Source organism: Pseudobutyrivibrio sp. ACV-2, from assembly GCF_900107545.1.
In the GTDB taxonomy this organism is placed as follows: domain Bacteria; phylum Bacillota; class Clostridia; order Lachnospirales; family Lachnospiraceae; genus Pseudobutyrivibrio.
In genome coordinates this window covers 1-12419 of record NZ_FNQZ01000008.1, presented here as the reverse complement: position 1 = coordinate 12419, position 12419 = coordinate 1, and the positions used below count along the sequence as shown (strand labels likewise).

Genomic DNA, 12419 nt, shown 5'->3' with positions numbered 1-12419 from the left:
TATTATATTGCTTCATCAATTACCTGAATTGCCCATGTGCTGTATTGCATTAGCTGCTTTGCAGCCTCCGTGTCATGCTCTTCAATGATGCGTTTAAACTCCACAAATTCAAAGTAAAGTCGATGGCTTCCATCTGACAAATCTACCTCTTTAGTGTCAGTTTCCTTGTCATTAAACAACACGTCGTATTCTGTCATGCCATTGACATGTGGATAGATGCACACTGTACCATCCACACCCTGAATGGTGCTAGGACCTGGTGTAGAGCAATCCTTGGCTCCTGTGCAGATACATTTAAAGCTACCGTAATCAGCAATTAAAATACCGCTGGTATCAATATCTTTTTCCATATTAGCATTGTAGCTAACCTTTTTCGGCATTCCAAACAGGCCAACCATGGCTGAGATGTTGTAGATATTCAAGTCTCTAAGAGCGCCACCGTAGTGCTTTGGATCAAAAACTCCCGGAAGTGTTTTTCCTTCCTTGAAGTTTTTGTAACGGCTGGACATCTGGCTATAGTTGAAATTGCAGATTTTGATATCGCCTACCAACTTTACATCCTTTTGAAGCTGCTTATATGCTGGCATGTGGTAGATGCTCATGGCTTCAAATAAGAACACATTATTCTTTGAAGCAAGTTCATTTAAGTCTTCAAGCTGTGTGATATTAATAGTAATAGGCTTTTCGCAGATAACATGCTTTTTAGCCTCAATGGCAGCCTTGGCATATTCAAAATGCAAATCATTTAGAATGCCGATGTAAACCACATCTACATCCGATTTCAGCAACTCATCATAATCCGTATATACGTTACTTAAATGATATTTTTCTGCCAAGCTATTAAGTTTTTCTTCGCTTGATTTTCTACCGCATATACGAATTTCTTCAAAGCCTACTTCATCAATAAAGCCCAGAATTTCCTGAACTATCATACCATTTCCAACCATTCCCAATTTCATAGTGGTTCTCTCCTTCTCTTTAAATCTTTTAGTATCCTAAGTGCTTCAATAATCCTTCGCAGCCCCTTAGGACATCATTATAGCAAATATCAAACTTACGAGTATACCAAGGATCATCTATATCACGAGGTCTGTCTGTAAAATCTAAAAGTCTAAAGATTTTATTATCAGGGTCTGGCCCAAATTCATGGGATAAGTCATGCATATTTTCTGCATCCATGCCAATGATATAATCAAAATCTCTATACTCATCTCTTCTGACATGACGAGCACCATAGCCACTGCAATCAATGCCTTTTTCATTTAACAACTGACGCACTGGTGGATACACAGGATTGCCTATTTCCTCGTAGGTCATGGCTGCACAGTCAATGTAAAACTCCTGTGCTATTCCTCTTTTTTCCACCATATCCTGTAAAACATATTTAGCCATAGGCGAGCGACATATGCTGCCGTGGCAGATGAAAAGCACTCGAATCATCGTAAAAACATCCTCTATTTCCTTGTTTTTCGGGAATTTACAACTCCTTTACAACAGATGAATAAATACATAAAATGGCGTATTCTGTCATAATCTTGCATAAAAGTATCAGCAAAAGTTGTAAAAAAAGTTGTAAATTTGAATCCCGTACAACTCACTATTTTTATTTACTCATTTACGACAAGCCTATCCATTTCTTCCTTGGCATCATCAAAGGAAAGATGTGTATAAGTGTTAAGCGTAACACCTATATCAGCATGACCCATAATATACTGCAAAGTCTTCGGATTCATTCCGGCTTTTGCCATATTAGAACAAAATGTATGCCTGCATACATGGGGCGTTATTTTAGGAAGTTCATCCTTATATATACTGTTAAACTTCTCTAAAGCATGCTGAAAATACTTTTCCCAATGAAGAGCTACCATAGGATTATTATCTTTATCCAGGTATAAGAAACCTGCATATCCGTCTATAATAGGCTCAACTTTATAATGTGGACGATTAGCAATTATTCTTCTAAAGCATTCTGCAACTTCCTCTGTCATAGGTACCTGTCTGGTTCCGCATGCAGTCTTTGTATCTTCAATGATATATTCCATATCACGCTTTCTCTGTAACTGATGCGTAACATTGATTTTCATGTTTTCGAAATCTATATCTGACATAGTAAGTCCAACAAATTCAGAAATACGAAGCCCTGTATTAAACAGAATGAACATTCCTTCATAATATCTGCAATAGTGCGGATCTTCCTTAACAAAATTGAGGAATCTGCGCTCATCTGCTCTTGATACAGCTTCTCTGGTAACAGAATCATTAACTACGACAGTTGCAAGTTGAAACTCAAAAGGATTTTTGCGAATCAAATCATCTTTAACTGCCATTTGAAATGCAGGTCTTACAACACCTCTCACCGTATGGATGGTGCTATATCCTCTTCCATCGTCCTGAAGCTTAATAAGCCATCCCTTTGCATCCGATTCCTTAACCTTATCAATTCTCTTTTTGCCAAATGCTTCTTTTTTTATAATGTTGACAACAAATTTGTAATTAGCTTCAGTATTATGCCTTACTCCGGTTTTCAAGGAAAGATACTTTTCTACAAGTTCAAGCACCGTCATATTTGCTCCATCGGAAACCAATCCGTTAAATAGATTCTGTTCCAATTCTTTTTCCTTTTCCCTTAATGACGGTTCACTTTTTTTACCTCTTGGCATTACATCATTTTTATCCAATCTCCAGCTGTAAAAATACTTTGCTTTTCCGTTCTCATCAACATATTTGAACATATATCGTCCATCTTTTCGCTGGCTTTCTCCATTGTGAAGAATACGATTCTTATTATCTCTACGTTTCTCACTCATCTTAAAATGTCTCCTTTCATAATCAACTTATGAAAAAAGCCACGATACGATATTCAAATAATATCATAATCGCGGCCTTTTCTACCATAAGTTTTAGGTCAATTTGTTATATTACGGATACCTCATCAAGATATCTCGAAAACAGTTCTCTTTTGAAGCGTATATGACTTCCTATCTCAAGAAGAAATTCTGCTCCGGCATTGTCCTCGGCTATTTGTCTGAGTTTTCTTTCACCAATGCCAAAATACTCTGCAGCTTCATATACACTAAGCGAGTACTTCTTCCATAACGGAATCTTATATTTCTTTTCGTTTACCACCCGCTTCACTTCCTTCCTTCCAGTTTTTCGTTTGCCGGCAACAAAGTATGGCAACAAACGTCTTAAAACTTTTATTTCATCATTCATAATTACTATTCTCCTTATAGAATCCCTTATTTAAGCCATTCCGGAGGTATCTCCTCTTGAACCGCTTCCACAAAATCACTTTCTGTCCCTTTGTTGCCGGAGTTTGTTTCCAGACGTTCCCAACCACGCTGTTTTCCATAAGCAGCCGATATTCGTCTGGGATTCTGAAATGCTCTCCAGCCCGGTAGCATATTCATGATTTCACCAATCTGACGCGATTCCGAGTTCTTCGGATTTCCAAGCATCTCAAGTGCTTCGTTATAAAGCATTCTGGAACATACAAGATTGCCGGTATAGTTTTCAAGCCATTCCGTAATAAGTCCCATCCATGTATCTTCCTGCATAAACGGACTTTGATATTCCACAAGATTCTTTTCTATTTCCTTCGGAAGCTTAAGCTTAATATTTCCGGCTTTATAAATCTCCATAGCTTCAGCCCACATCTGCTCAATATACGCACGAGATGCATCCTCATCTTCCAAAATATGGGTTTGTGCCTCATCTGCATGACACATAACAGGAAGAAATCTTCTATTGCCTGACCTATCAAGCGGCAAGAAATTCGTTGTATTGGAAGTTCCGACAAACACGCACTGCCTTGGTATATCTTCGGCTCTTAAGGCATACGGTATTCTATAGTTATCATACTGTTTGCTCAAAAACGCCTTTGTTGCTTCGTTATAACGCGTATTTATAACGGCATACATTTCTGCTATTTCACATATCCAATGGCCTTCAAGGTGCTCATAAACCTTATCATCATCAAGCTTCTTTATATCATCCGTAAACCATTGATCAAATGTAGCCATAAATCTTACAAACGTTGATTTACCGGCTCCCTGACCACCCACGAGGCAAAGCATATACTCAAACTTACATCCCGGGTCAAATATTCTGCTGATTGCTCCGAGCATAAACAACTTTAAGCACTCATATGTGTAATCACTCTCATCGGCTCCAAGAAAATGATGAAGGGCACCTCTTATCCTCGGAACTTTATCCCATACGAGTGAATCAAGATATTCACGAACCGGATGATATTCGCTCTCTGCGGCTACAATTACCATAGCCTGTTTCAATGCCTTATCACTTCTGTAAGCATAATTCTTTTCAAAATGATAAATGATATGAATGTCGTCCTTGTCAGTGATATCTATACTTTTTCTGCTCCATGGCATTTCACCCAAAAGTTCTATTCGATTTCTAAAAGTATTTTCTCGAATATTATCAGCAAACAGAGGATCATTTTTAAGAATAATAAGAGCATTATTAATGGTAGTGCACGGTAAGTTTCTCTCATTTTTACTAAGAGACTCTTTTATTGTTTTTCTGATTTCTTTCACTTCTGTATCTTGCATTTATCTTATTAACCTCCTTCTCCAAAAATTCAATTTCTGTCTTAAGTACATCATCCGTTACATCAAACACGATGTAATCGTACAGATAACAGACATATTCAAAATCATGACAAGCCATGACAAACAATTGATCACACATATCCAACATCGGTGTTTCCGGTGCATACTCCGATTTGATCTCCCGGATATCATTCATTAGATTTCCGATTACCTTTATCAGTTCACGTTTTCTCTCATAAAAAATCTGCTGTTCGGATTTCTTTTGTTGCATTGCATACTGCGATTGTCGGTATTTCTCCATATCGGAAATATCCGCCGCTATGCCAAAATCCACTGCTATCTTTTCAGCTGCTTCTTTTGCATCCAAGCCAAATAATTTTGCCACAAAATCAATAACGTCACCTTTTTCCTGACATCCAAAGCAAATAAAACGCTTATCCACCTTCATGCTTGGTGTATGATCATCATGAAACGGGCATCGACACATTCCGTTTCTGCCCACCTTAATTCCATAAAAAGAAGCCGCCTCCTTAGTGGTGACAGCTTCCTTAATTGCTCTAAAATCTACCAATATTCAATTCCTCCTTATCTTTCGACTCCTCTGTTTATTATTCTGTTGCCTCTTCGTTTTTCATCATCTGCCTGAACACGCCTCTGGGCTTCGGCCATTCGAGCCATAATGCTGGTACGCGTTTCCTCCTTAACCGCTTGCTTTACGCGTTGCTTCGTTTCCGGTGCTGTAATTACCTTCTTAACAGAATCAACAACCATTCCGAAGGCTTTCTTCATCCTTGTCTCAAGCGAATCAAGAAGTTTCTTTGCAAATGACTTGGTGCTCTCCGAAATTTTAGAAGATTTAGCATAATCATTACGCATCTCATCTATAAACTTAAGATCCTTCTTCCTCGTATCTGCTATCACCTCTTCAGTTATGATTTCCGCAGCTTTCTCATATGCTATATCAGTAACTTCTTCAATTAATGAGTCAACATCCGAAATCTTCAGATTCATTTCTTCAAGCTTTTCTGTCTTTTCATCAAGGGAAGTTTGCGCATCACCAATCTTGCTTAAGATGTCAGAAAGTGTGTCCTCGCCGCTTGCAATCATTTCATTCTGCTTTTGGATAATATAATCCTGCTTTTCAAGATATTTCCTTCCCCCATAAACCGGATCTTTATCAAGTTCCAATTTATGTTTATCCGTTATTGCAAAAAGAAGTTCACGACATTCCTTGTCAAACACAGCTTTACGGTTATTTACTTTGCTCCTTTTCTTGTCCGGTTCCGGCAATTGAAAACCCAATTCCTCTAAAGCTTTCTCCTGTCTCGGACACAGAAGCCCGTATTCATCCGGTGCATCAAACACATGCCTCTCATGAATATGAGGTGTTCCTTCATCAACATGAAGTGCCCAGTCTATGATATGAACATGACTTCCGTATCGTTTCTCAAACTCTTCAAAATATTCCGTTGCAATCGTAAACAAAACCTCAGGCGACACTGTTTCTTCCAATTTTCCAATCTGAAGAATTGTTTCTTCAGGGCATGTTTTAGGATTAGTAAGGATATCATCCATCGTACGAATCCTGTCATAATGTCTTGCCTTTTCATGTCTTTCATTCTGTGCTTCAAGATATGGCCCGTAGAAATATTGATAAAATATCTTCTCTATTTCTTCAAAACTTTTTACTTCCGTTCCTTCCAGTCGGGATTCAAGTTGTTCCCCGCTTCCGACTCTGTAACCTTGAAATCGATCCCAATAAATATTATTCAGCGCTCTTTCATTATCTATATGTTCACTATTATCAAGGTCAAATTCTCGGTCGTTATGTTTGGGATTATATGCCCCGTTTTTCCCTGAACGACCATTATGTTTTGTTAATTTCATGCTCTAATTCTTCCTTTCTTCTAAATGATTTTTTCTTTTATCTGTAAAAGAGTTTCTTCTTTTCCGGCCCGCCAAAGGCTCCGCTTAAGGAATTCTGTTACAGATAGTACCCAGTACTAAGTGTCGCAAGCTACACTTAACTGGGCCGGGCATCTGCCCTGGACCTGACAAGGCACTTCGTCCTTGACCAGACACGGCATTTCATCCGTGACCCGATAAGGACTGCCGCCCTTAACCTGCCGAAGGGTTTCACCCTTTCGATTCCTGACCAAAGGCTGTGCCTCTGGACACTGCACCAAACACAACAAATACTTCGCTATCAAAGGGAGCAAAGTATTGTTTGTGTTCGGTGTGATATTCGCCGCTTTATCAAGAAGATCCGACAGGCAACTCTTTTAAGCGCTGTGTCGTTTTCTCATATCTTGGCCGGCTCATATCATTGCCCGACTTCCCCGAAATGGTTACCTCTTGTACGGTCATTCAATTGTTCCTTTGTCTTCCGACAAGAACAATTCTTCCATTTTTAAGGGGCTCATCCCGTATATCCGAAAGGTAGGATTTTTTTACAAAAAGAAAGAATTTCCAACTTCTTGGAAATCCTTATATTGAAAGAAAGAATGATGTGATAAGATATGATTTGAATACATTTAAGGAGTGATTTTGTAATGAAATGTAAATTGACTATTGCTGAAAAACTGAAAGATTTACGAAATGCCAAAGGGCTTAACCTTGAACAATTGGAACAGGAAACGGGTATTTCCAAATCAGCTCTTGGCAGCTATGAATCTAATGATTATAAAGAAATACCACACCCGAACATCATTAAGTTGGCACAGTATTACAACATATCAACCGATTATTTGCTTGGGCTTTCCGATAATGTTACGAATTCCGATGCTGTTCTTTCTGAACTTCATCTTGATGATGCTACCATAGATATTTTAAAAAGCGGAAGCATTAACAACCGACTTCTGTGTGAGATAATAAAGCATCCTGACTTTTGGAAATTCATGAGCGATATGGAGATTTATATAGACAGCATGGCATCAATGCAGATTGATAACCTCAACTCCTTTGTTGCCATTATGCGTACAAAGATACAGTTAAAAAATGAGATTCCCGACTCGGATCATTACATCCAAACTCTCAAAGCTTCTGAAGTTAATGAAAACGACTATTTCAGCCGCTTAATAGGATTTGACATTACTAATATTGCAAAAGATATAAAAGATAAGCATAGCAAAGACAAGGAAACCGGTGATACGATTAATCCTCTTAATGAAGTTATCGATATAGTACAGGAGTATTCTAATGCCACTTCTCCCATGAAAGCTACTCTGACAACATTGAGCAAACAGCTTGGAATGAACTTCAATAAAATGGATCCGGCTGAAGTTCAGTTCTTTACTACTTTGGTAGAAAAGTACTCTTCCGTTTACAGAAGCATGCTTCCTAAGAAAGGGCGCGGGAAAAAATAGGAAAACTAAAAGTTCCTATCGGAAATCATGTTCGAAATGTGAAAGCTCATAAAACATAGACACCGTGTAGGAACTTAGATAAATACAAAAAAACAGACCTGAAGCGGTATATCCGCGACAAGCCTGTTTACAGCGAGAAATCATCAGTACTCTCTCACCCAATCATTAAAACGATCAAACATTTCTCCCTGCGTTCCGCAGAATCCGACGAGATCGGAATACTGCGGGTTTATTGATTTATCAAGCATTCTCTCAAACATATGTTTTCTCTCCGTTTTCAGCCCACAATGCAATATGGGATTTATACATTCCCGGCCATAGTCCATTCCGATTTTAAGAGGCTATACATACAGGCATCCACGATCCCTTTGTTGCTGAAATCTGCCTGTCGTAATGTCCCCTCATAAATTAAACCACATTTCTTCATTACATTTCCAGAATGTGGATTGTGCGGGTCATGCTGTGACTCAATTCGGTTTGCGCCTACTTCATTAAACAGATAGGGAATAATTGCAGAAAATGCCTCTGATGTAATTCCTTTGTGCCACCATTTACTGCCAATGCAATAACCAATATGCAGAATATTCAGATCATCGTTTTTATCAACAACACTGATGGTTCCTATCGGTTCATTTATACTTTTCAGAACAATTGCCCATTGATAGAAATCCGGTTTCTCACTTTCCTTGATCCAATCCCGGATAACCGTTTCTGTTATTTCCACGGAAGTATGTGTGCGCCATCTCAAAAATTCCGTTACCTTTTCATCCGATGTCCAATTCGCATAGGCGGCATTTATATCTTCAGCACAGAATTTTCTCAATATTAATCGATCGGTTTCTATTGTTTTCGTCCCTTTGTGTTCCATCCTATCTCACTATTAATCCCTAATTCGTTCTTCATTACCGGATTTTTCCCTGACATCTAAACCGCACACCACCATACTCTCAACGGTTGGGTGCGCTGAACTGCTTTTTACAAAAACATCTAAATCACTAACTCAATTTTTCCAGCCGGATTTTTCATGCAAAGATATGTTCTCTCGCACGCTGTCAGCACTCCGAGTGAGCGATTTGAATGTCAGCAGATATGCGAAAAAAACCTGAAACAGGCACTTTTCAGCCATCATTCCTTATCCCTTGACATCAATACTACCGTTTCATGGGTACTCTTCCACGTGGTTTCCCACGCAAAAATATTATATCATCTCAGTGGAAATATCTCAATTATTCTTCGTACTGTTGTTCTTGCATCGTGACTTTTTCAAAAGTTGTAAATAAGTTGTAAATTCACTATTATTTCATCCAAAAATCCTTAAAAATCAAGCATTTCAATATAACGGTTAGTACCATGCCCCAGCAGACAAACAGTACTTTTATCATGTTATTTTGAAATCCTTTCTCACTTTCTTTGAGGCCTCAAAAACCGCCTCTGCAAAAGTTGTAAATGAGTTGTAAATCCAACACTATCTATTAGAGAAATGCTGTAAAATCAAGGTTCTCGACTACTTTGTTAGTACCCTGCCGTGGCAGACGAATAAAATTTTTATCATAGTCTTAAATTCCTTATAAATGCTGTATTTACAATTTATGATTCTTTACGTATTCGCTTAAATATTTCATACTGACGTTTCAATTCCTCCTCTTCATCAACAATCATATTTTTTGCTTCTAATATTCTTTCAATTGCCTGAGCAGGGTCCATAGTATGATATGGAAAAATAATAGTTTATTTTATCCACCTCTAACTTGTTTATAACATATTACTCACGTTGATTTTCATAATCATATTTCTCTTGGGCAAGATCAAGGATATATTCAAATTGAACTTCCTTGATTTCATCTTCATTTTCATTCGTGGAGAATACTTGAACTGGTGACGACAAATAGTTTTGCCTAATCTTATTTTTTTGAATTCTATTCCTGTGTTTCTTACCCACTCATTATTTCCTCTAAAAAATACCACATAAAATAATAGCCACTTGTGTGAGTAAATTTTATTATATGCATATAGATATAAATGCTTTATTTTACTCTATCCCACATTCAATTGCGGAGGCTATCGCTCTCAATTTATTTACACGCTGAACTTCATTTTGCATTGCATAAGTTGTATTCTCTGTAGGCGAAGCTTTCTTTATTAAGTTTAATACCCCTATTTCATCAGTTGCTAACAACTCAAAAGCATTAATCAACTCCTCAAGAGAAGGGGATATTTCTGTTCCTCTTAATAAAAAATACAAATCTCTTGCCGATAAACTGTCCATCGCCTCTTGTTCTTGCTTAAACGTCTTAACTACAAGCGATATAATTTCTAATTGACGCTTTTGAGCGTTTATCAATTCTTCAAGGGCTGGAATTCCGTTTGGAACCTTGAATAACAACGCTATCTCATCTAAAGATAAACCCAATTCTTTAGCACTTAATGCAATATCAATCAATTCCTTATCAGTAACAAGCGAAAAGCCCTTTTTCCTCGCAAAATTTTTTATTGTATCACCACCAAAACCTGGCCCAACTATAGCTACATAATCAGCTCCATTTTTCTCTTTATGCGTTTCAATCGCGACATCACTAATGTCAGTATGTGTAACCGTTCCACCAGATTTTGATTTTCCATCGACTACTGCAGTGACAGTCTTCCCCGTATTATCTTTCCACTTAACTACAACATCTGTATTTCCAGCACCGCCAATACGTATAGCGTCAAATCCCATTAGTCTAAACATCGCCGCAATATTTTCTTCAAAGGCCACACCCGATGCCTTCCCTTCGGCCATCGGATCCCTTGCAGAATTACTTAATGCATCAAACAATTGAATCTTTTCATCATTTTTACTAGGCGTATTATCTACATTGTTTTCAATTTCTGTAGTAGGGTTTTCAGGTAACACATTATCCGCTGACATCATCGGCAATGAAGCGGCAAAAGCTTTTCCTAATCCTGTTGCCTTTACGTGAAGGTACTGAGTTTCCTCCAAAATGCCAGCCTCAATCAGTAATCCCATTACCCATCTAGACTTCTCTGTGTTCATCCCATACTTTGATCCCTCAGCATAGACTTCATTTCTTGTAGTATCATCTTTTGCTGCTAGAATCATTTCACCAACAAAACGTTTATTTGCATGCATGATACGTAACAAATCCAAATCATTTCCTGTTTCACACCACGCCTTTGCAGCTGAAGTCGAGACGTAAATACTTTTGCCAACCTCTTCTATCAAGCCATCTGCCTTCAAAAACGGCATCATCGACTCAACGCTACTCGTTTTTAACTGAAACTCATTTTCAATAAATTCAAAGAGATCACTTCTTGTTACTTTTTCTGATGCATACTGAACAATCGTTCTCAAATTCTCTATGCGATTAGGGCTAGGAATCCAAATATTGTAAGTATTTCTTTTCTTATGAAGCGCTGGATTATCTACCAGTTTTTTTAGTAACTCTTCAATTTCAGTTGGTGCAGGTGTAATCTGTATATCCTGATTATTTTCCTCGGTATGATCTACGACATCCGATGATACAAGGGGCCAATCTTGAATAGCCTTTTTCCCTTCATCTGTCAGCCCCCATTTACGGTTTCCAACAGCCTCAATCATTCCTAGTACTTCCAGCCAATCAGTTCGTCTTCTAGTATTGCTTAAATTTGCCCAATCTAGACTATATTCTCTGCACAGAAGCTCATCTATATCTTCAATCGTTTTAGGTTCACTTTGAAGCAAATATAATATTTCACCAAAGATGCGATACTTGTCATGTAGTAAATCTGCAATATACCTTTTGTTAGGAGACTCAATAAATTTTACCCCAGCATCAGTTATGGTTAAAAGACCAGCTTTATTTGCTGCCACTCCAATCCCCTTTAAAAATGGAGCATAATTTCTCCAAGGATATACACTACTTGTTACTTTCAAATCTGGTGTAGTATTCATATCCACAGCATTATTTGCTATTCTTTCAACTAGTTCACGAACAATTTCATACCACTCCTGCTTGCTCCCCCTTAATTCGGGAATAGACCATCTTTTTCTTTTCCATTCGCTTTTTTGTTGCTGAATATCCATTATTTCCATTTTATCCTCCCAAAATACTTTATCGAATAGGCGTTTGCGAAACGCCAGAAGCCGCATATATACGGCATTTTCACTTAACTAAAAAAGAATAACCCCTCATTGGATATGGTATAATAGAGTTGTTCAAAGAAACTATCATACACACCCAAGAAAGGAGTTATTCTGACATCTATGATACCATACAAACAGCTTTCTTTGGCTGATATTTTTCAAGATTGCCAAGATAAATTTGAAAATGACAAACCTGCTTTTCTTTCTCTATTAGAGACCTATATCGACATTGATGAAATTATTCCGATTTCATTTAGAAATCATTTCTATGCATCAACGGGGCGAACCCGTAAATACCCTTTACAAGCCTTACTTTGGGCACTTATAATTCAACGAATTTTCTCTATCCCAACAGACCAG

General features: G+C 37.9%; 11 protein-coding genes and 1 pseudogene. 2 read left to right on the top strand and 10 right to left on the bottom strand.

The genetic code is table 11. The features are described from left to right. Positions 1 to 2 precede the first annotated feature (2 nt). From BLV53_RS09680 to BLV53_RS09650, 7 genes are all read right to left on the bottom strand, one after another. Positions 3 to 959 carry a Gfo/Idh/MocA family protein gene (locus BLV53_RS09680; protein ID WP_090300306.1) on the bottom strand — a complete coding sequence of 319 codons (957 nt, stop codon included), beginning with the start codon at positions 957 to 959 and terminating at the stop codon, positions 3 to 5. 28 nt (positions 960 to 987) lie between these two features. Then, the gene (locus BLV53_RS09675; protein WP_090300305.1) at positions 988 to 1440 is read right to left on the bottom strand and encodes a low molecular weight protein-tyrosine-phosphatase; all 453 of its coding nucleotides are present in this window, start codon (positions 1438 to 1440) and stop codon (positions 988 to 990) included. 167 nt (positions 1441 to 1607) lie between these two features. Next, positions 1608 to 2807 carry a tyrosine-type recombinase/integrase gene (locus tag BLV53_RS09670; RefSeq protein ID WP_090300303.1) on the bottom strand — a complete coding sequence of 400 codons (1200 nt, stop codon included), beginning with the start codon at positions 2805 to 2807 and terminating at the stop codon, positions 1608 to 1610. 106 nt (positions 2808 to 2913) lie between these two features. Then, entirely contained in the window at positions 2914 to 3213 is a 300-nt protein-coding gene (locus tag BLV53_RS09665; protein ID WP_278335389.1) for an excisionase, read from the bottom strand. 26 nt (positions 3214 to 3239) lie between these two features. Continuing rightward, positions 3240 to 4571: a virulence-associated E family protein gene (locus tag BLV53_RS09660; protein WP_090300301.1), complete on the bottom strand. Its 1332-nt coding sequence runs from the start codon at positions 4569 to 4571 to the stop codon at positions 3240 to 3242. Continuing rightward, positions 4519 to 5142 carry a CHC2 zinc finger domain-containing protein gene (locus tag BLV53_RS09655; RefSeq protein ID WP_090300299.1) on the bottom strand — a complete coding sequence of 208 codons (624 nt, stop codon included), beginning with the start codon at positions 5140 to 5142 and terminating at the stop codon, positions 4519 to 4521. The genes BLV53_RS09660 and BLV53_RS09655 overlap by 53 nt, the downstream gene beginning before the upstream one ends. Positions 5143 to 5156: 14 nt before the next feature. After that, entirely contained in the window at positions 5157 to 6458 is a 1302-nt protein-coding gene (locus BLV53_RS09650) for a hypothetical protein (RefSeq protein ID WP_090300297.1), read from the bottom strand. 665 nt (positions 6459 to 7123) lie between these two features. On the opposite strand from BLV53_RS09650, the gene BLV53_RS09645 reads away from it, so the two are divergent. Then, positions 7124 to 7936: a helix-turn-helix domain-containing protein gene (locus BLV53_RS09645; RefSeq protein WP_090300295.1), complete on the top strand. Its 813-nt coding sequence runs from the start codon at positions 7124 to 7126 to the stop codon at positions 7934 to 7936. Positions 7937 to 8237: 301 nt separating this feature from the next. Here BLV53_RS09645 and BLV53_RS09640 read toward each other — a convergent pair whose 3' ends face one another. The 3 genes from BLV53_RS09640 to BLV53_RS09630 all read right to left on the bottom strand — a co-directional run bounded on the left by BLV53_RS09640 (position 8238) and on the right by BLV53_RS09630 (position 12008). Further along, positions 8238 to 8804: a GNAT family N-acetyltransferase gene (locus BLV53_RS09640; protein WP_090300293.1), complete on the bottom strand. Its 567-nt coding sequence runs from the start codon at positions 8802 to 8804 to the stop codon at positions 8238 to 8240. Positions 8805 to 9698: 894 nt separating this feature from the next. Beyond that, complete coding sequence (locus BLV53_RS17045; protein WP_170830815.1) at positions 9699 to 9875, bottom strand: hypothetical protein; 177 nt, start codon at positions 9873 to 9875, stop codon at positions 9699 to 9701. Between the two features lie 90 nt (positions 9876 to 9965). Beyond that, entirely contained in the window at positions 9966 to 12008 is a 2043-nt protein-coding gene (locus BLV53_RS09630; RefSeq protein ID WP_090300291.1) for a restriction endonuclease, read from the bottom strand. A gap of 171 nt (positions 12009 to 12179) precedes the next feature. On the opposite strand from BLV53_RS09630, the pseudogene BLV53_RS09625 reads away from it, so the two are divergent. Further along, positions 12180 to 12419 (top strand): annotated as a pseudogene (locus BLV53_RS09625) (ISNCY family transposase); the annotation flags it as partial.

Excerpts from the sequence above, each read along its gene's own strand:
- BLV53_RS09680 (WP_090300306.1), bottom strand. The coding sequence starts at position 959 with ATGAAATTGGGAATGGTTGGAAATGGTATGATAGTTCAGGAAATTCTG.
- BLV53_RS09675 (WP_090300305.1), bottom strand. The coding sequence starts at position 1,440 with ATGATTCGAGTGCTTTTCATCTGCCACGGCAGCATATGTCGCTCGCCT.
- BLV53_RS09670 (WP_090300303.1), bottom strand. The coding sequence starts at position 2,807 with ATGAGTGAGAAACGTAGAGATAATAAGAATCGTATTCTTCACAATGGA.
- BLV53_RS09665 (WP_278335389.1), bottom strand. The coding sequence starts at position 3,213 with ATGAATGATGAAATAAAAGTTTTAAGACGTTTGTTGCCATACTTTGTT.
- BLV53_RS09660 (WP_090300301.1), bottom strand. The coding sequence starts at position 4,571 with ATGCAAGATACAGAAGTGAAAGAAATCAGAAAAACAATAAAAGAGTCT.
- BLV53_RS09650 (WP_090300297.1), bottom strand. The coding sequence starts at position 6,458 with ATGAAATTAACAAAACATAATGGTCGTTCAGGGAAAAACGGGGCATAT.
- BLV53_RS09645 (WP_090300295.1), top strand. The coding sequence starts at position 7,124 with ATGAAATGTAAATTGACTATTGCTGAAAAACTGAAAGATTTACGAAAT.
- BLV53_RS09640 (WP_090300293.1), bottom strand. The coding sequence starts at position 8,804 with ATGGAACACAAAGGGACGAAAACAATAGAAACCGATCGATTAATATTG.
- BLV53_RS09630 (WP_090300291.1), bottom strand. The coding sequence starts at position 12,008 with ATGGAAATAATGGATATTCAGCAACAAAAAAGCGAATGGAAAAGAAAA.